Annotated in this window: 17 protein-coding genes; 10 read left to right on the forward strand and 7 right to left on the reverse strand. The window is 42.3% G+C overall.

Annotated features, from left to right (window positions below; translation table 11 throughout):
• The gene (locus JWQ34_RS18045; RefSeq protein ID WP_299359706.1) at window positions 1–1,305 is read left to right on the forward strand and encodes a M20/M25/M40 family metallo-hydrolase; all 1,305 of its coding nucleotides are present in this window, start codon (window positions 1–3) and stop codon (window positions 1,303–1,305) included.
• Between the two features lie 49 nt (window positions 1,306–1,354).
• Here JWQ34_RS18045 and JWQ34_RS18050 read toward each other — a convergent pair whose 3' ends face one another.
• From JWQ34_RS18050 to JWQ34_RS18070, 5 genes are read right to left on the reverse strand one after another with little or no spacing between them, the layout of a single operon-like run.
• On the reverse strand, window positions 1,355–2,425 hold the full coding sequence (locus tag JWQ34_RS18050; RefSeq protein WP_299359708.1) for a PA0069 family radical SAM protein: 1,071 nt from the start codon (window positions 2,423–2,425) through the stop codon (window positions 1,355–1,357).
• 29 nt (window positions 2,426–2,454) lie between these two features.
• Window positions 2,455–3,090, reverse strand: coding sequence for a response regulator transcription factor (locus JWQ34_RS18055; RefSeq protein ID WP_299359711.1), 636 nt, complete (start codon window positions 3,088–3,090; stop codon window positions 2,455–2,457).
• Window positions 3,062–3,883, reverse strand: a complete 822-nt coding sequence (locus JWQ34_RS18060; protein ID WP_299359713.1) for an ATP-binding protein — start codon at window positions 3,881–3,883, stop codon at window positions 3,062–3,064. The genes JWQ34_RS18055 and JWQ34_RS18060 overlap by 29 nt, the downstream gene beginning before the upstream one ends.
• On the reverse strand, window positions 3,856–4,515 hold the full coding sequence (locus JWQ34_RS18065) for a hypothetical protein (RefSeq protein ID WP_299359715.1): 660 nt from the start codon (window positions 4,513–4,515) through the stop codon (window positions 3,856–3,858). The genes JWQ34_RS18060 and JWQ34_RS18065 overlap by 28 nt, the downstream gene beginning before the upstream one ends.
• A 28-nt stretch (window positions 4,516–4,543) precedes the next feature.
• Entirely contained in the window at window positions 4,544–5,467 is a 924-nt protein-coding gene (locus JWQ34_RS18070; protein ID WP_299359717.1) for a hypothetical protein, read from the reverse strand.
• A gap of 224 nt (window positions 5,468–5,691) precedes the next feature.
• Here JWQ34_RS18070 and JWQ34_RS18075 point away from each other — a divergent pair, with 224 nt between their 5' ends.
• From JWQ34_RS18075 to JWQ34_RS18110, 8 genes are all read left to right on the forward strand, one after another.
• Window positions 5,692–5,898 carry a hypothetical protein gene (locus JWQ34_RS18075; protein ID WP_299359719.1) on the forward strand — a complete coding sequence of 69 codons (207 nt, stop codon included), beginning with the start codon at window positions 5,692–5,694 and terminating at the stop codon, window positions 5,896–5,898.
• A gap of 24 nt (window positions 5,899–5,922) precedes the next feature.
• Window positions 5,923–6,438, forward strand: a complete 516-nt coding sequence (locus JWQ34_RS18080; protein WP_299359722.1) for a phage tail protein — start codon at window positions 5,923–5,925, stop codon at window positions 6,436–6,438.
• Window positions 6,439–6,441: 3 nt separating this feature from the next.
• Window positions 6,442–7,251 (forward strand): caspase family protein, encoded by an 810-nt coding sequence (locus tag JWQ34_RS18085; protein ID WP_299359725.1) that lies wholly within the window; start codon window positions 6,442–6,444, stop codon window positions 7,249–7,251.
• Window positions 7,252–7,284: 33 nt separating this feature from the next.
• On the forward strand, window positions 7,285–7,911 hold the full coding sequence (locus JWQ34_RS18090; protein ID WP_299359727.1) for a hypothetical protein: 627 nt from the start codon (window positions 7,285–7,287) through the stop codon (window positions 7,909–7,911).
• Between the two features lie 50 nt (window positions 7,912–7,961).
• Entirely contained in the window at window positions 7,962–9,041 is a 1,080-nt protein-coding gene (locus JWQ34_RS18095; RefSeq protein ID WP_299359730.1) for a metallophosphoesterase, read from the forward strand.
• Window positions 9,042–9,090: 49 nt separating this feature from the next.
• Complete coding sequence (locus JWQ34_RS18100; RefSeq protein ID WP_299359732.1) at window positions 9,091–9,714, forward strand: thiamine phosphate synthase; 624 nt, start codon at window positions 9,091–9,093, stop codon at window positions 9,712–9,714.
• 27 nt (window positions 9,715–9,741) lie between these two features.
• Window positions 9,742–10,311, forward strand: coding sequence for a thiamine diphosphokinase (locus tag JWQ34_RS18105; protein WP_299359734.1), 570 nt, complete (start codon window positions 9,742–9,744; stop codon window positions 10,309–10,311).
• Window positions 10,312–10,455: 144 nt separating this feature from the next.
• Window positions 10,456–11,610, forward strand: coding sequence for a DUF6515 family protein (locus tag JWQ34_RS18110; protein WP_299359737.1), 1,155 nt, complete (start codon window positions 10,456–10,458; stop codon window positions 11,608–11,610).
• 390 nt (window positions 11,611–12,000) lie between these two features.
• On the opposite strand, the gene murF is transcribed toward JWQ34_RS18110, so the two are convergent.
• On the reverse strand, window positions 12,001–13,320 hold the full coding sequence (gene murF, locus JWQ34_RS18115) for a UDP-N-acetylmuramoyl-tripeptide--D-alanyl-D-alanine ligase (RefSeq protein ID WP_299359740.1): 1,320 nt from the start codon (window positions 13,318–13,320) through the stop codon (window positions 12,001–12,003).
• A 57-nt stretch (window positions 13,321–13,377) separates the two neighbouring features.
• Entirely contained in the window at window positions 13,378–15,534 is a 2,157-nt protein-coding gene (recQ, locus tag JWQ34_RS18120; protein ID WP_299359742.1) for a DNA helicase RecQ, read from the reverse strand.
• A gap of 487 nt (window positions 15,535–16,021) precedes the next feature.
• Between recQ and JWQ34_RS18125 the strand changes: the two genes are divergently transcribed.
• Window positions 16,022–18,523: a M14 metallopeptidase family protein gene (locus JWQ34_RS18125; protein ID WP_299359744.1), complete on the forward strand. Its 2,502-nt coding sequence runs from the start codon at window positions 16,022–16,024 to the stop codon at window positions 18,521–18,523.
• Window positions 18,524–18,598 lie beyond the last annotated feature (75 nt).

The raw sequence follows: 18,598 nt of genomic DNA on the forward strand, positions 1-18,598 counted from the left end.
ATGAAAAAGTTTGTTACAGTAATTGCATTAATAGTCACATCAACCTACGGCTTCGCGCAGGATATTGACCGGTTGATACAACAAAATGATGTAGAGCGCATAATAAAAACGCTATCTGCCGATGATATGGAAGGCAGGGGCACCTTTACACCGGGTATAGAAAAGGCCGCGAAATTTATAGAGAACGAGTATAAAACCATCGGACTAAAACCAATGGAGGGGAACCCGGGCTTTCGCCAAAACTTCACCATGATAAAATCTACACCGGTAAAAAGCGCGGTTAGCATAAACGGCGAAAGTATCCCGGCGAGTAATTATGCCATAGTGTCTAAGGCTTCATTTAATTGGAGTAATATGGCCGATGCCGAGGTTGCGACTGTGACGCCGGATATGGATTTCAGGCAAGAATATCGTAAATATTTTACCAGGGGCAAAAGCACCCTGGTAATAGTCGACCCAAAATTCGAAGAGTTTTTTAAACAGCTGCAACGTTATATTAATGGCGGCACAGCCTTTAAAGATGCACCCATAGCGCCACCGATGGTTTTGGTTTTGGGTAAATACGATGCTGTAAAATCTTTTAATATTAGCGATGAAGTTAAACGCGATGAGTTACCGTTGTTTAATGTAGCCGGTATAATCCCTGGTAAAACCAAGCCTGATGAATTTGTAATATTCTCTGGCCATTATGATCATTTGGGTATACTTAAAGATGCCAATATGATGCAGGGCGATAGTATTGCCAATGGTGCCGATGATGACGCATCGGGCACTACAGCCGTGATCACACTGGCTAAGTATTTTAAACGGCTAAACAATAATGCCCGTACTTTAATATTTGTTGCATTTACTGCAGAGGAAATAGGCGAGTACGGCTCAACGTACTTTGCTAAAACGGTTGCGCCTGAAAAAGTAGTGGCCATGTTTAATATCGAGATGATTGGCAAGGAAGCTAAATGGGGGCCAAACTCGGCTTTAATAACAGGCTTCGAGCGGTCAGACTTTGGGCCGATACTGCAAAAGAACCTGGAGGGTACCGCCTTTAAATTTTATCCCGATCCGTATACAGATCAGAATTTATTTTATCGAAGCGACAATGCTTCATTGGCAAGAGTAGGTGTGCCTGCACATACCATATCAACCGACCAGATTGATAACGATAAACTGTATCATACCGTTAAAGACGAATTTAGCTCGTTAGACCCGGTTAATATCACCTCTACAATAAAAGCTATCGCGTTAAGTTCTCGTACAATAGTTTCGGGGCAGGATACACCTACAAGAGTGGCTAAGCTGGAGCGGTAGTTGAAGATCATAGAAGTCGAAGTTTTTTAAACTTAAGTCTGATAATTAACTAAAACATACTCGTCTGCTTCCCGCCCTTTGGTGTAAACAAAGTATAATCATGCGGCGGCATTTCGCGGCCCGATAGAAACCGCGTACAAGCCATTCGATATAGCTGATGGATCGATTGCGCCACCGGCCCTTCGCCGCGCATACGGCGGCCAAACTCGCTATCGTTTAAATTACCATCATGGCAGGCCCGTATCATATTTAAAACTTTTTCGGCACGATCCGGGTAGGCTTTATGTACCCAATCGGTAAAGATCTCGCCGATACTACCATTCAGGCGCACAATGGTAAATCCGGCACCCAATGCGCCTCTATCTGCCGATGCCTTGATAATATCAGGGATCTCATTACTATTCAACCCCGGAATTATCGGCGCAACCATTACCCTAACCGGTACCCCTTTTTCTGATAGTTTCTGAATAACAGCTAATCGTCCATTAGCCGTAACTGTGCGCGGCTCTAGTTTTTGCCGCAGCGACTCGTTTAACGAAGTGATTGATATATTAACGTGTACCAAATTCAATTTTGCCAACTCCGTTATTATATCCAGGTCCCGGATGATGACATTATTTTTGGTGATAATACTTACCGGGTTTTTGTATTGCAGAAAAACCTGCAGCAGGCCACGGGTTATTTTTAACCGCCGCTCTATAGGCTGGTAGCAATCGGTGTTGCCCGATAACAGAATAGATACCGGCTGATAGTTTCGCTTATTAAAATATTTCTCCAGCAATTCGGGCGCGTTACGTTTTACAATTATTTTGCGCTCGAAATCCAATCCTGCGCTAAAGCCATAATATTCGTGCGTATTACGTGCGTAACAATAAATACAGCCATGCTCGCATCCCTGGTAAGGGTTAATGGAGTACATGTGGCTCAAATCTGGGCTGTTCGATTCGCTTACTATTTTCTTGGGCGTTTCTTCAAACAATTGCGTGGCGCTATTTTCAAGCAACGGTTCATCCAACCCCTCAATATGATCTAATACATATTTGCGCTTTAAAAATTTGTTGTCGGTATTAACCTGCGCTCCACGCCCCTTAAAAAACTCCGGATTATCCTGATATGCCATAATACAAATTTGCTAAAAATATTAGCAAATTACAATTCTATCAGGTTATTTTTTATGGCATATAAAACCAAGCCAACGCGGCTTTTTATTTGTAATTTTTCAAATAGCTGGTCCCGATAACCATCAACAGTACGCACGCTTATACACATTTGGTCGGCTATTTCTTTGTAGGTAAGTTCGGTGCCCGACAGTTTTAAAAACTCCAGTTCCCGGGTATTTAGCTTTATAGCCTCTGTTTGTTTATTAAAATTATTAATTAAATGCCGGGTTACAAATGTTGGGTAATAGGTTTCGTTATTTGAAACTTTATCCAGAGCTTGTTCAAACTCCTCGGGCTCGGCATCCTTTAATAGATATCCTTTAACGCCTATTTTAACCATTGCTAATACCTTTTCGGCATCTTCAAACATAGATAGTATAATAATATGTACATCGGGATAATTACTGCGGATCCATCGCGCTGTGGCAATACCATCCATTTTGGGCATATTAATATCTAATAATACAATATGGGGCTTTAATTTAGGGGTAAGTTTTTGCATCAGCTCGTCCCCATCGGCGGCTTCAAAAAGTATTTTATATTGAGAGAATTTATTAATAAGCGATGCTATTCCGCTTCTAAAAAGGCGGTGATCATCAACCAATGCTATCTGGATGGGTTCCATCTGCGCTTAAATTTGTAAAGGTTTTTAGGCTAATTTTAACACAACAACCTTTACCCGGCCAACTGTCAACAATTACAGTTCCACCAATTAAAGTTGCCCTATTCTCCATGTTTTTTAACCCCAAGCCGACTTGCTCCTGCAATTGCGTGGCCAAAAACCCTATTCCGTCATCTTCGACGGTTAAATTAAATAATTGAGCCGAATATTGCAAGCTGATTTTCAAATGTTTAGCGGCCGAGTGTTTTAATACGTTGTTAATAGCCTCTTGAAATATTCTGAAAATTAACAGTTCGCGCTGTTCGCCTAGATCATAAACAGCCCCTTCAACAGATAACCCTGCAGCTATAATACCGCTTTTGTTAATTCTTTCAATCTCAATTTCAACTGTTTTAACAAAACCAATGGTGCGGATATATTCAAAGCTTAAGCTTTTCGACAGGTCGCGCAGATCATTTATGGTTTGAGCTATCAATTCCCGGCTTTCTTTAATTTTTGACCGCTTCTCCATATCGGGCATGTTGTCGGTTAGAGCCAGGTTAAGTTTTACAAAAGATAGCACCTGGGTTATATTGTCATGTATTTCCTGGCTGATATGGCTCAGGGTTTGTTCCTGTATTTCTATCTGAGTTTTAAGCAATTCAGACTCGAACGATAATTTCATTTGAGCTTTTTCATCAATATGTTTCTTTTTGCGCCGGTTATAAACGCTGATATAAATAATAATGAAGGTTGGCGCCAGTAAAAAAATTAGCGTGGTTAGTATAATTAAACTTCCGAAGTTGTTGTTAACCATTTTTTGCAGATAAAAGCATAGCTCCAGCAGCCATATAAAATAATATTGAGCACCTTAAATATAAGATAAGTTAGGTGACCTTTGTTAGGGCCTATCGTTATTGTTTCTAACTGTTTAGAAAAAATATTGCAGCCCGTATCTCCAAAATAAAAAAGTAAGGTGCCCGCTACCCACCAAAACTCGGGCGAGTATTTCAGATCAACATACAGGTCATCTTTAAGTAGTAAATAATAATAATATAAACTATACAAAACAAACATTGCAGACATTATTACGCAGGTAACATAGTCATACGATAAAAACCCTGGATTTATAAGTCCATATATATGTGAAACAATGAAAATTGCAAACCCGGGAATAATAATGGGTTTGCAATTAACATATTTACCAAGGAGATTTGCCAACATCGTAAAAGTGAAGCCGGCTTCAAAAAAAATAAAAATATTATAAAGCCACTGATTATTATGGTATCGCTTTCCAATATATTTCCCTGCAATTTCGTTAACACAGGTTAGCAACAGGTACAACACCATACTGCGCCATACCAGGCTCCGGGCTCTTAATAAGCATATTACAGCTACCAGGAAGCAAATAACTTCGGCTACGATACTTACGGTGAAAAAGTTTGGCATAGTTTATTAGTAGTAATAATGATATTTATTATTGCCCCATAGGCGGATTGGGGTCACAATTGCTCGGGCAAAGTTCGCCATTATCTTGCCCGCCCGGGCCGGCGATCACTAAAGGCCTAAATTTTGCTAAAGCTTTCCTGGCTGTGCCGCAATCAAAATAATCTTTATGGGTTTTAAATAACGGTATACCGTGCGATTGTGTCGGCACCCATATAAATGCTTCTTTATTTTTAACCTCCTGTTTGTTTATATCAGGGTCAGTGGGGCCATGTTTCGCAAAGTAAAGCCGTATCCCGTCATGCGGGTGCGGGTCGTTAACAAAATCTTCTAACAGATCAAGGTCAAACCATTCACTGTTGGTTGTCATAGTGTCCCAACCAAATTTTTGCACCATTTGTTCGGCCTTGTTCCTGTCTATATAATGCGGGCCCGGATCGGTACATGGGGGCTCGGGTCTTCTATTATGATTATATAACTGTTCTCCTCTTCTGTAAAACCTCTTTGTATACAATTTCTCTTTTGATGCAGCCAATATGGCCACATCAGCCGGATCATGGTCAAAGTAATCATGATGAAAGCTACCTGAGATAACAGCGGTGTTGGGCCCTGCTTTCCTGGTTGGCATCATTATTATCGTGTTTCTTAACCGACCCGGGCCGACACCCAAATTACTGGCAAAATAAATCCGCATGCCATCAGTTGGGTCCGCGCTGTGCCTTGGGTCGGCCTTCTCCTTTAACAATAAGTCAACAATGCGTTTAAACGTTGCTGCATCAAACCACATACTTTGCCGGGTGGGGCCAGTGTCCTGCCCGCGATTTTGCTGATAAAAATCGACCATCTCTTTGGCCTCGTCTTGTGGTATGCCATTTAACGATATGCCCTGGCCGTGCACCTTTGTTTTACCTCCTAATAAAACAAAGCAAATAATAAATAGTCCTAGTTTTTTCATGATGTGGGGTTTTGGGTTAACAATAAATTAATTAGGGCTAAAGTACAACACAATTATTGGTAACCACCCCGTGTTTTCACGGTATTTACTGTGTTAAAAACCTGTATCATTACCGTTTAACCCACATTGCGCCGGCTGTGCGCTTTATTCAATTTTGGGTTGTGCTATCAATAGTGATGGCATCCGGTTACGCCGAAAACGGTTTAGAGTAGGCACAACTTATCATGAACACTAAAGACATTATTGACAATCGCGGCGACATATCGTTGGTAGATACCGCCAAAGCACAAACCGAATTCTGCAGCATCTGGCCCAGCGTAAAAAGCGGCCTTGTGATTTTACAGAACCTAATTAAAAACCCCATAGCAAAAGGCGCCATTGGCATTGTAATAGCCGCCGGGGATGCTGTTTCTAAACAAATATGTAGTTAATCAGACCATAAAAAAGAACTCAAAATGGACCAACTATTTGATTGCCCGATAGGTGCTATAGTAGCATTCGCTGGGCCTAAAGACAAAATTCCAACCAATTGGATTTATTGCAATGGTGCTTTGCTTGACAGAACGTTACCACAATATGCAGCGTTATTTAACGCCATTGGCGACACATGGGGTGGCGATGGAGCAAACAAGTTTGCGCTGCCAGGTTTGCAAGGCTTGTTTTTAAGAGGAGTTTCTGACGATTCTGGCATTGACCTCGAGGCAGGCGTTAGAGACAAATCAAGGCCGGACCTAAACAGCTCTGGCAATGGCGGCAACGCGGTAGGCTCTAAACAGCCGGACCAAGTGGCAAGTCATAATCACGCTGTAAACCCCGCACATAATTTTATGGATAATTCTATAGGTCCAAACTCTGTGGACGGCGGAGGCAACGTTAATTATGGGCCAATGCAAATAACCACCGCTAACTATGGCGGCAGCGAAACCAGGCCTAAAAACGCATACGTGTATTACATCATTAAATTCAAGTAAACCATGGACAGGGCGTTATTAGTGGGTATTAATAAATACCCTACAGCACCATTAAATGGTTGCGTTAATGATATTGTTGACATGGCCGGCTTTCTTGTTGATAAACTAAGCTTTGGCAATGACAATATCAGGTTATTGGTTAATGAGCGGGCTACAACTGATGCTATTATTGAAAGGTTGGGATGGTTGTTAACCGGAGTACAAAGCGGCGACAGGGTTTTGTTTTATTACAGTGGCCATGGTGTACAACTACCTACCCGGAACCCACAAGGCGAGGTAGACGGATTGGACGAAGCAATTTGTCCTGTCGACTTTGACTGGACCGACCAGCATGCAATCAGGGATAAAGACTTTCACAGGATATTTTCGGCGGTACCTGCCGGGGTTGAGTTTGTTTGGGTATCAGATTCTTGCCATTCGGCCGATTTAAGCAGGGAGTTTTTATTACCAGAAATCAAAATTAAAACAATCATCCCACCTGCGGACATCCAATGGCGGATAAACACGGCGATATCAAAAAAGGTCTCAACAATGGGATTTAAAAACGCCGCCGAGAGCTTGAATGTAGCCCTTGTATCCGGCTGCAAATCAGATCAAACATCAGCTGATGCGACCTTTAATGCACGCGCAAACGGCGCGCTATCCTATTTTTTACTGCTGGAGTTAAAAAAAGCACAAGGCTTGAGTAAACCCCTCAATAAAATTGTCGAGAATGTGAATAATACCCTACGTCAACAACGGTATGAACAACAGCCTCAAATAGAGGGCAGCATGTTTGTACAAAACAGGTCATTCCTGCAATCGGGAAGTTAAAAATCAATCCTTATCAAATTAATACTAAGTATCATGAAAAAAACAATGCTATTATTATGTATGCTGTTTACCAAAGCGGCTTTCTGTCAACAAGCCGACCTCAACAAGGTAACATTTGGTTTTGGCGCCGGTTATAGCCATACGTTCAACAAAGTGTACGATTATTCATTAACTACCGATGGGAATTATAATTTGAAAGCACAAGAACTAAGCAAAAATGCTTTTGTAATTTCATCAGTAGTTATGGTTAAACTGGGTAAGATATTTGTTGATGATGGCAACCAATTATTTAAACAAAACACTACCAAGGGGGTCGCTAAGGCGCCTGCCGACCTCCTGGACCGGATGTCAGTCAATATTTCTTTAAATTTGATTAACGTAACGTCTGATGTGGCTTTTAACAAAAGCATTGACGGGGGATTGGGGTTAGGATATTTCCTTAGTGAGAATTTACAAGTTGCCTTGTTTTATGACATTACTCAAAAGCGCCAGTTGCGGGATTATGTCATTAAATCTTATGAAAACCTTCCTGTACCCAGCAATGCTAATACAGTTTACAACGCTTTGGATCCCAATGATGATAAATTATTTTATAACAAAACAATAAGCGGGTTTTCGCTTAAACTGGTTTTCTCATTGGCTAATAAGAAAGACAAGTAATTAATTACGCAAATTTAAAACAGAAATGCTATCCAAATGTAATTGATCACATGCGCAAACTACTTCAACGCCTGTTAACCAAACCTGTTATAGATTTGGCTAACAGGCTTTCTTCAAGGCCTGATAAAACGCAGGTGGATAAGGCGCTAAGCGATCTTTACCAAAATATCACTACTAACCCCGGCGAACGGGGGCAGGTAATTGAGTTCGATGCGGCAAAAGACCGTTTTATTATTTTATCAGATCAGCATAAAGGCGCACGCGATGGCTCTGATATTTTTGCCAAAGCCGCCAAAAACTATTTGGCGGCTTTAGATCATTATAACCATAAGAGGTTTCTTTATATCAACCTGGGCGATAGTGAGGAACTTTGGGAAAACATTTTCTTAACCATCAAAAGGCATAATAAAAACACATTTGAGGCCGAGAAGAAATTTTTAACCCGAGATGCATTTATCAAAATATTTGGCAACCATGATCTGTATTGGGATAATGACCCGCTTGCTGCCATAAGCCTGATGCAAATTTACGGGCAGAAAGTAAAAATATATGAGGGCGCTATCTTGCAAACTATTATCGACCATAAAAAACTAAACATTTACCTAACCCACGGCCACCAGGGCGACTTGCAAAGCGATGGCAACTGGTTCAGCAAATGGTTTGTGTCTGATATTTGGGCACCGTTTCAATCCTACCTTCGTATTAACCCAAACACCCCGGCAAATAACGACCAGTTAAAGACAGATCATAACCGTTTGATGTATGATTGGAGCTCGAAGCGAAAAAACACCTTATTAATCACCGGGCATACGCACCAGCCGGTGTTCCGCTCGTTAACCGAGTTGGAGGCGCTTTATGAAAAACTGTCGGCCGCTACCGGCGATAAGGCCGCGCAATTACAGGCAAAAATTGATAAGCTGCATTTAAAAGAATCGCGTCCACCCGATTTTAAGGGTTATTTAGATACTTACTTTAACAGTGGCTGTTGTTGCTTTGATGATGGCGATATAACCGGCATTGAAATTGCCGATAGCTATATCCGCCTTATTAAATGGGAATATAAAGGCAATAAAAGCGAACGCGTAGTGTTGGAAGAATGCCTGTTAAAAGATTTAAAGCTACAGCCTTAGATTTAGCGTTTCCATTGCTTAATTTCGAAGCTGGTTTTATAGCCCACGCGTGAAAAAATATATATCTAAATTTCATTACCTAACACAAGACCTGCCCAATCGCACCCATATTGAGCAGGCACAAATTGCCTGCGAGGCCGGGGCAAACTGGCTGCAGTATCGCTGCTTTACTAAAAATGATGACGAGCTGATTATTGAGATCAATCAAATTGCCGGCATCTGCGATGATTGGGGCACTACATTAATCCTCACTAACCATTATCATTTACTGGATAAGGTAGACGCGCAAGGCGTACATATAGAAGACTTTGAAGCTGATTTTGTCGCTATCCGTAATCAGATAGGCGAAGATAAAACGCTGGGTGCATCAGCAACGAACGTCAAACGTCTACTGACAACCCAAACTACCGGCGTGGTTGATTATTGCGGATACGGCCCATTTGCACATACCAATACCAAACCCAATGATAAGCCATTGCTAGGTTTTGAAGGATACCGGCAATTACAACGGCACCTAATAAATATACCGGTCATCGCCGTAGGCGGCATACAACTGGCAGATGTTGAACCGCTATTGGAAACGGGTGTTTATGGCATTGCGGTATCGGCTGCGATTAATTTAGCACTAGACCCAAGTCGGGCCTTTAAAGAAATTTACAGAAAAATATATTGACAAGCATTACAACTAATCACTAACCCCATGTCCTCTCACCACATTGTTCGCGAAAAACAGGAGCCGGCCTTATTGGTACTAGGCTTGGATAACTTTGAGGATGAGCATTTGGGCCAATTATTAGAGTGGAGCCCAACTTTAATAACCACGCCTTTTATTGCCGAGCAGCTAAACGCGTTTGGCATTAAGATAGACTGGGTATTAACCGATGATGCCGGCGAAGACCTTCAATCAGACATTAAACATTTACCCGTTGGCGATAACACCATAATTACTGCCGCCTTAAATTATTTAATAGCACAAGGCTACCCGGCGGTTAATATAGTGACCGATGAATTTGAGCTAAATAATTATCTGCCTTTTGCCGACAAAATAAACCTGGTGATGTTTTATGATCAGCAAAAAATATATGCGATCAACTCGGGTTTTAATAAATGGAAACCTGGGGGCGAACGCATTAAAATATTATCACCAGCAAATAACCTTAAAGCAAGCGGATTGGAAAAAACAGGCGATAACGAGTTTAAAACAATTTCCGATGGCTTTTTTAGTCTCGAATTTAATGCGCCGCTAATATTTATTGCAGAAATACTGTAACCTTTTACCCCTAAATACATCTATTATTATACTTGAATTTAAGTATAAACGTTATATATTGTGCTAATTAAACCGTTTGCAATTTTATAAGTCTAAAAAGTAGTAATCGGCACTATTAATGCTGATGAAATATTAACCAAAAACATGAAAAAGATATATAATAACGTAATTGGAATTGCTTTAGGCGCACTGATATGCCTGGGCCTGGCACTTCCGGCTCACGCACAAAGAGGCGGCGAGCATGCCGATACTAAGACTTCGGGAGGAGGGTCAACCCCACCTCCGGCAGCGCCTGCACCACAGCGCCCTGCTCCGCAACCGGCGCAGCAACAGCCGCAAGTTCAGCGCAGTAATCCGCCACAACAGCAGCAACAACCGCAAGTTCAGCGCAGTAGCCCGCCACAGCAGCAGCAACAACCGCAAGTTCAGCGCAGCAACCCGCCACAACAGCAGCAACAACCTCAAATGCAGCGCAGCAACCCGCAGCAGCAACAACAAAGCAATGGCTTTGGCAGTCAAAGAGGTACCAATGCAGCAGGAGGGTCTACTACTTTTTCGCCCCGCGGACAGGAACACCAGCAGGAACAGGTTTTCAGGCCTGCTAACCCTAACGGTACCCGCCGTTACCCAGGTATAGGGCAAAGAAATAATACCTATACGCCAAAAGGATATGGTGATTCATACCGTAGCGATGGTTACCGAAGCTATCCTGGTTTAGAATATGGCAGAAACCGTATTACAGTAAGGCCGCGTGGTTTTTATTATAATAACCGTGGTTATTACGGCACTTATTACAGACCTCAATTGGGCTTTAGCTTAAGTGTTTTACCTTACGGATATTATCCGTTTTATTTTGGGTCAGACCAATACTATTATAGCGATGGTTTGTATTACAGACAACAACAAGACAATACCTATAGTGTAGTTGAGCCTCCTCTTGGTGCAATCATTAATAAATTACCCGCAAAAGCACAGGCAATTGCTATTAACGGCATGCAATACTATGAGTTAAATGGTGTTTATTACCAGCCAATTACCAAGGATGACGGTACATTAGTTTACCAGATTGCAGGTAAAGACGGCGAGTTAAACACTGCCGATGTTGGCACCGCACAAGATGACCTGCCACAAGTTGGCGACTTGGTAGATAACCTGCCGGAAGGCTGCAAGGTAATAAGACTTAACCACCAAAAATACTATGTATCGCAGGAAGGGTATTATTTCCAGGATGCGATTGATAGCAATGGCGACAAAGTATTTAAAATTGTAGGTACCCCAACTGACGCGCCGGGCAACTAATAATTAATCGACATAAAATATATAAAAGGGTGGGGGCTTAGGCTTTAGCCCTTTTTTGTTTTAAACATTATAGCTCTTGTAAAGGCATTCAAGAAAACACCGATACCCCCTGACGCTTATACACAGAAATAAAAGGATGTTTGTTTAACGCGAGGGTGAAACAAAACAGGGCTGATCTGGCTTCATCAAAATCCTTTCCGTGATCAAAAGCAACCGGGTGTCTGTAGTGTTAAAACGAGTCGCTGTCCGAATGCCGCTGACTCGGATGATTATATAACGAAGCGATAAATAACAAAGCCCACCGTTACCATACCCACCCAATTACTCAAACTCACTCATGAAAAAGGGCTGCATTCTTAGCGGCCATTAGCGCTACTACTTATATAATAGTTAAAGCAACTCCACCAACCGCTCCAAGGCCATACCCCTCGACCCTTTAATCAGTATAGTTGAATTTCTTATAGGATGAGCCTTTAACGCGATCATAGCATCTTCGGCTGTTTCGTAAAAAAATATCTTTTGCCTTTCACCTTTTACCTTTTGCCTCAAAAATTCTTTGCCGATAAATATCCGCTCATCAACTTCTGTAACCAACGCTTTTTCTATAACAGCTTTATGTTCGGCAGCAGCCTCAGTACCCATTTCAAACATATCGCCCAGGATTAAGATTTTACGGGTGGCGGTTATTTTACCGATGTTGTCGATAGCTACCATCATACTACTGGGGTTGGCGTTATAATAATCGCATATCAAAGTATTTGTAGCCGTCTGCACAATTTGCGAACGGTTATTTTTAGGTTGATAACCCTCAATACCCGCATTGATCTTGGTAACCGGCATTTTAAAATAAACGCCCATACAGATAGCCGCTAATATATTATCCAGGTTATAAGCACCGGTTAATTGGGTTTTAACGCTGTAGCTTTCGCCCGAACTGTTATTGGTCCAATCCAAAGAAAGTAACGGCGCGTTTTCTGTTATCTCGCCACTTACTAAATCGTCAATAGCATCCCCATAAAAAACAGGCGGAGTAGCAAACTTGCGTGCAGCCGCCATATCCATTAAAACAGAACTATTGCTATTTATAAAAGCGACCCCGCTATCCCGGCTCAAGAAATCATATAACTCGCCTTTTGCGATCTTCACTCCTTCAATACTACCGAACCCTTCCAGATGCGCCTTGCCTACATTAGTAATTAACCCATGCGTTGGTTGTGCAATGCTGCAAAGCAGTTCGATCTCTTTTATATGATTGGCGCCCATTTCAATAACCGCCATTTGGTGCGATGCATTGATACTTAAAATAGTTAATGGTACACCGATATGGTTATTCAAATTGCCCTGCGTAGCCAGCGTATTAAAATGTTGCGATAATACGGAGTTAATTAACTCTTTAGTAGTGGTTTTGCCATTAGTGCCGGTAAGGCCAATAACCGGGATGGTTAATTGTTTACGATGATAACGCGCCAGGTCTTGCAAGGTGGTTAGCACATCGGCAACCAATAAACACTGATTATTGTGCTTATAATCGGGGTTATCAATTACCGTATACGCCGCGCCTGCTTCCAATGCTTGCTTGGCAAAGGTGTTGGCATCAAATTGAGCACCTTTAAGGGCGAAGAATAAACTGCCCGGGGCTATTTTACGGGTATCGGTAGTGATAACCGGGTGTTGCAGGTAGTGTTGATATAGTTGTTCCGTAGTTGTCATGCCATTAAAGTGTATTCAGGTGTACATAGGTACAGTACAAAGTTACATATGGTAAAGTTATTCATTTCTATTAATCCAACCCAATACAGCTTTTATTTCGCCATAAGTAAAATCAGCACCTAGTATTTCCTTTAAAGGCGCTAACCTATCGGCACCGTAACTTTCAATTGCATCTTGTATGGCGGGCATCTTATCAGGTAGCACCATCTCCGAAACATCCAACTCACCCGATTGCACGAAATGACTCAAATGGCTTTCCACTGTCGATACTGAAAGTCCTCGCTCGGCGGCTATCTCGGCTATGGTTTTATCTTTTTGATAAAGCTCTAAACTTACCCGGCGGGTATCACTGGCGCGTGGTGTGCTTATGCGTTCGGTTTTAGCTTTGCGCTCACGCTTTTTACTTTTCTGGGCGATCTTTGAATTTAAGCCACGCTCGTGCGCATAAGCTTTAACCGGCTCTAAAAATTCGCGGCCATATCGCGCCAGCTTAACATCGCCAAAACCTGATATAAACCGCAGCTCATCTAAACTCTGCGGCAGGTAGGTGGCAATTTCCATCAACGTAGCGTCTGATACGATGATATAGGCCGGCACGTTTTCCTGCAAGGCAATATCCCGGCGGGTGTTTTTTAATATGCTTAGTAAATCGTTTTCAAATGGCAGGGCTTCGGTGTGTCGCTCTTCAAGTGTTTGTGTGGCTATCAGATCAACTTTTTCCAACCCTTTTAAAACGGCCTGGCTTTTGGTGGTTAGTTGTAATACCGGGTATTCTGTTTCGGTAAATTGCAGGTAGCCAAGGGCCACCAACTCGCGCAGGTAGCGCTGCCAGTCGGCTTTGCTTAGGTCTTTGCCTACGCCGTAGGTTTTTAGCTCTTTATGTTCCTCACGGATCTTTTCATTTTTTGATCCGCGTAAAAAATCTATCACGTAAGTGCTGCCGAAACGCTCTTTCAGCCTAAATACAGCCGATAGGGCTTTCTGTGCTATCAACGTCCCATCAAACTTAGTGATCTCGCTCAAACAAACATCGCATGATCCGCAATGGTCCGGCGCTTGTTCATCAAAATAATTCAGTAAATATTTACGGCGACAAGTAGGTAACTGGCAATACTTCGCCATATCATTGAGCTTGCTCAGCATGATCTGCGTTTGCTCTGAGTCACCATCAATGCTTACAAAGCTTTTTAGTTTGATCGCATCGCCCGGCGAATAAAACAACAGCGCGGACGATTCTAACGCATCACGCCCGGCGCGACCGGTTTCCTGGTAATAGCCTTCAATGTTTTTAGGCATATCCATGTGTACCACGTACCGCACGTTTGATTTATTGATACCCATACCGAAAGCGATAGTCGCTACGATGATCTTTACATCATCACGCAAAAATGCCTCCTGGTTCTTAGCTTTTAGGGCATTGTCCAAACCGGCATGATAAGCCTCTGCCGAGTAACCTTGCGCTTTCAGATCAATAGCCAAGGCCTCAACCGATTTGCGCGACAAACAATATATAATACCCGACTCGTCTTTTCTATCCTCCAAAAAATCAAGTAACTGGTCAAAGCTGTTTCTTTTGGGATTAACCCGATAAGTTATATTGGCCCGGTTAAAAGATGATATGAAGATCTGCGGATTTTTAAGATTTAGCTTTTCAAGTATATCCTTCTGCGTCAACTTATCAGCAGTAGCGGTAAGGGCTATAACCGGGATGTTGGGGAAATGGTCCTTTAATCCAGCCAGCATTAAATACTCGGGCCTAAAATCATGGCCCCAATGCGATATACAATGCGCTTCGTCAATTGCTATTTGTGCAACGGGTACTGGCAAGGATCTTAGAAAATCAACCAGCTTATTGCCTGATCCAAACAAACGTTCGGGAGCCAGGTATAAAAGCTTAATATGATTGCTATTGAGTTTGGTAATGATGCGGCTTTGTTCATCCGGGCTTTGTGATGAGTTTAAAAACGCTGCCGGTATGCCTGCTACGTTCAGGCTATCCACCTGGTCCTTCATTAACGCAATTAATGGCGATATAACTATGGTTAGTCCATTTAATAGTACGGCAGGCAGTTGATAGCATAGTGATTTACCGCCACCTGTTGGCATTAACGCCATTACATCCCCGCCACTTAAAACATGTTCTATAATGGCTTCCTGCTCATGCCTGAACTCGCTGTATCCAAAATATTTTTGCAGGGCCTGGTTGGGTGTCATGTGGTGTGTTAATGTGCTGATATGAAGATATGCAAATGTGCAGATTTTGGATGAACCGATTTAAGAATTTTTTGCTAATTATGCCTCCCTAATTACTGTTGTATCCGCTTTCATAAGGGGGCACTAGTTATTGATTTCCAAATTTCGTATATTTGTATATGATCGCCTGGCAAGATCATCTGCAAATTCTGCACAATGCGAGGGTGCAATTGCATTTGAGGCATGAGTGATTAAATTCTTTAAATCGTTCTTTTACAACTAGTTAACTAAAAATATTACTATCGGTATTACAGCTAATGCCCGATAAATAGCAAAAATTACTACCGGCATTATGCTCAATGCCCGATAAACCTTGTTTTTTACTACCGGCAAAAAGCTTGATACCCGATAAATAGCAAAAATTACTACCCGTTAAACGCCCAATACCGGTAATAATGAAAGAGGCAGGGAGTGAGGATAATCGTAAAAATTATTACCTTCACTCTATATGTCGAAAAAGTTACCATTACTGTTTATTGGGTTATGTTTTGCTATGGCATCCTTTGCCCAAAAAATCCAATCGCCTTCAGAGTTCCTGGGCTACGAGTTGGGTACCCAATTTACCTATCAACACCGGGTTGCCGAATATTTTAAATATGTAGCCACATTATCAAAAAATGTAAAGCTGGTACAATATGGCACCACTAATGAGGGCCGTCCGCTGATGGCTATGTTTATCGCATCCGATGCAAACATTGGTAGATTGGAAGAAATCCGTAAAAATAATTTAAGCCTTGCAGGTTTAGGCGATAATGCCACCGCGGCCATTAATTTAAACACCCCGGTAATAGTTTGGTTAAGCTATAATGTACATGGTAACGAGCCATCATCAATTGAGGCGGCTATGCAAACTTTGTTTGATATGGTTGATCCGGCTAATAACCGTACCAAAGCCTGGCTGGCAAATACAATTGTGGTTATTGATCCCTGCTTAAACCCTGACGGGCATGAGCGTTACGTAAATTTTTATAATTCGATGAAGGGAGCCGCGCCAGATCCTAACCCATCAGCACGCGAGCATATTGAGCCATGGCCGGGCGGCAGGGTAAACCATTATTATTTTGATCTGAACCGCGACTGGGCATGGCAAACACAAAAAGAAACGCAGGCACGGGTAGGCTTATATAACTCGTGGTTGCCACAGGTACATGTTGATTTCCATGAGCAGGGCTATAATGATCCGTATTATTTTGCTCCGGCTGCCGAGCCTTTTCATAAAGACATTACCAAATGGCAAAAAGAGTTTCAGACTACTATAGGGAAAAACAACGCCAAGTATTTTGATCAAAATGGCTGGCTGTATTTTACCAAGGAGGAGTTTGATTTGCTTTATCCATCGTACGGCGATACCTATCCTATTTATAACGGTTCTATCGGCATGACATACGAACAGGGTGGTATTGGCGCAGGCCTGGCAATTACTACCCGCATGGGCGATGTATTGACTTTGAAAGACCGGATTGCACATCATCATTCTAATAGTTTAAGCACTATCGAAACCGCATCGGCCAACGCCGCAAAAGCGGTTGAGGAATTTAAAAAGTATTTTGATAACAGCCGTACCAACCCAACCGGCGAATACCGGGGCTATGTTATTAAAAATGATAATGACTATAGAATGCAGGCCCTTACCAGATTATTACGCAAAAACGGTATCCAATATAGATTAGGTGTAAAAAGCACAGCCACAGGCTACAGTTATTTTAAAGGCAAGACAGAACAATTTGATATTGACAGCCGTGATATTACCATAAGTGCTTATCAGCCAAAATCGGTATTGCTAAATGTGCTGCTGGAGCCTAAAACTTTTGTTGCCGACTCGAACACCTATGATATTACCGCCTGGTCATTACCTTACGCTTATGGCTTACGGGCATATGGCCTAAAAGAAGCTGTAAAGCAAGGGGCTGGCCAACAAATAGTTGATGTAACGTTAGCGCCGCCGCCGGCTCAAACCACGCCACATGCGTATGCTTATGTTGCACCCTGGCAATCAGTAAATGATGTTAAGTTTTTAAGCGAGTTGCTAAAAAAGAATTTAAAGGTTAGATATGCCGAAGCGCCGTTTGAAGCCGCTGGCAAGCAGTTTGGTGCCGGGTCATTAATTATAACCAGGGCCGGTAATGTCGATGCTAAATTTGATGATAGTGTGCGTGGCGCCGCTAATGAGATCGGTGTGGAAATTACCCCGCTAACAACAGGTTTTGTAGATAAGGGCGTTGATTTGGGATCGGGCTCCATCCATTTTATACATCCGCCAAAAGTAATGCTGGTTAGCGGCGAAGGTGTAAATTCGGAAGCGATGGGCGAGATATGGCACTTTTTTGAGCAGCAGATTGGTTACCCGGTTACACTGGTTAATTATAAAAACCTTAACCACGCAAAGCTGGGCGACTTTGATGAGATCATTTTCCCGGACGGTAATTATGATGATTTCCCGTCAGACAAATTGCAAGGCTGGGTAAAAGATGGTGGTAAGCTAATTGTTTTGCAGGACGCGGTTGCGCAACTGGCCGGCAAAAAAGGGTTCGATATTAAAAGGAAAGATGCAGATACGGTAAAAGATAAGCCATCAGTAAAATTATATGGAGATCGTGTCCGCGATTTTATTAAAACCACCGTTCCGGGCGCTATTTATAAAATGACACTGGATAATACCCATCCACTAGGATTCGGCTATCCCGACTATTACTATACACTTAAACTAAGTGAAGATGTGTATTCGCTTTTAGGTGATGGCGGTTGGAACGTTGGCACCGTTAAAAAAGATGGCTATGTTGCCGGTTTTGTAGGCGCGAAAAGTAAAAACAAAATTAAAGACGGCCTGCTATTGGGCGTACAATCTATGGGCCGCGGCTCGGTAGTTTATATAGTTGATGACCCATTGTTCCGCAGTTTCTGGGAAAACGGAAAGCTAATGTTTGGTAACGCGGTGTTTATGGTGCAGTAAGCAGTTTGCAGTAGATAGTTTGCAGTTGGCTAAACAGAAAACCTTGCCAACTGCAAACTATTAACTGCCAACTTA

This window comes from Mucilaginibacter sp., assembly GCF_028288185.1.
Classification (GTDB): Bacteria; Bacteroidota; Bacteroidia; order Sphingobacteriales; family Sphingobacteriaceae; genus Mucilaginibacter.

Excerpts from the sequence above, each read along its gene's own strand:
- JWQ34_RS18050 (WP_299359708.1), bottom strand. The coding sequence starts at position 2,425 with ATGGCATATCAGGATAATCCGGAGTTTTTTAAGGGGCGTGGAGCGCAG.
- JWQ34_RS18090 (WP_299359727.1), top strand. The coding sequence starts at position 7,285 with ATGAAAAAAACAATGCTATTATTATGTATGCTGTTTACCAAAGCGGCT.
- JWQ34_RS18070 (WP_299359717.1), bottom strand. The coding sequence starts at position 5,467 with ATGAAAAAACTAGGACTATTTATTATTTGCTTTGTTTTATTAGGAGGT.
- JWQ34_RS18110 (WP_299359737.1), top strand. The coding sequence starts at position 10,456 with ATGAAAAAGATATATAATAACGTAATTGGAATTGCTTTAGGCGCACTG.
- JWQ34_RS18125 (WP_299359744.1), top strand. The coding sequence starts at position 16,022 with ATGTCGAAAAAGTTACCATTACTGTTTATTGGGTTATGTTTTGCTATG.
- JWQ34_RS18095 (WP_299359730.1), top strand. The coding sequence starts at position 7,962 with ATGCGCAAACTACTTCAACGCCTGTTAACCAAACCTGTTATAGATTTG.
- JWQ34_RS18055 (WP_299359711.1), bottom strand. The coding sequence starts at position 3,090 with ATGGAACCCATCCAGATAGCATTGGTTGATGATCACCGCCTTTTTAGA.
- JWQ34_RS18060 (WP_299359713.1), bottom strand. The coding sequence starts at position 3,883 with ATGGTTAACAACAACTTCGGAAGTTTAATTATACTAACCACGCTAATT.
- murF (WP_299359740.1), bottom strand. The coding sequence starts at position 13,320 with ATGACAACTACGGAACAACTATATCAACACTACCTGCAACACCCGGTT.
- JWQ34_RS18075 (WP_299359719.1), top strand. The coding sequence starts at position 5,692 with ATGAACACTAAAGACATTATTGACAATCGCGGCGACATATCGTTGGTA.
- JWQ34_RS18105 (WP_299359734.1), top strand. The coding sequence starts at position 9,742 with ATGTCCTCTCACCACATTGTTCGCGAAAAACAGGAGCCGGCCTTATTG.
- JWQ34_RS18085 (WP_299359725.1), top strand. The coding sequence starts at position 6,442 with ATGGACAGGGCGTTATTAGTGGGTATTAATAAATACCCTACAGCACCA.
- recQ (WP_299359742.1), bottom strand. The coding sequence starts at position 15,534 with ATGACACCCAACCAGGCCCTGCAAAAATATTTTGGATACAGCGAGTTC.
- JWQ34_RS18045 (WP_299359706.1), top strand. The coding sequence starts at position 1 with ATGAAAAAGTTTGTTACAGTAATTGCATTAATAGTCACATCAACCTAC.
- JWQ34_RS18080 (WP_299359722.1), top strand. The coding sequence starts at position 5,923 with ATGGACCAACTATTTGATTGCCCGATAGGTGCTATAGTAGCATTCGCT.
- JWQ34_RS18065 (WP_299359715.1), bottom strand. The coding sequence starts at position 4,515 with ATGCCAAACTTTTTCACCGTAAGTATCGTAGCCGAAGTTATTTGCTTC.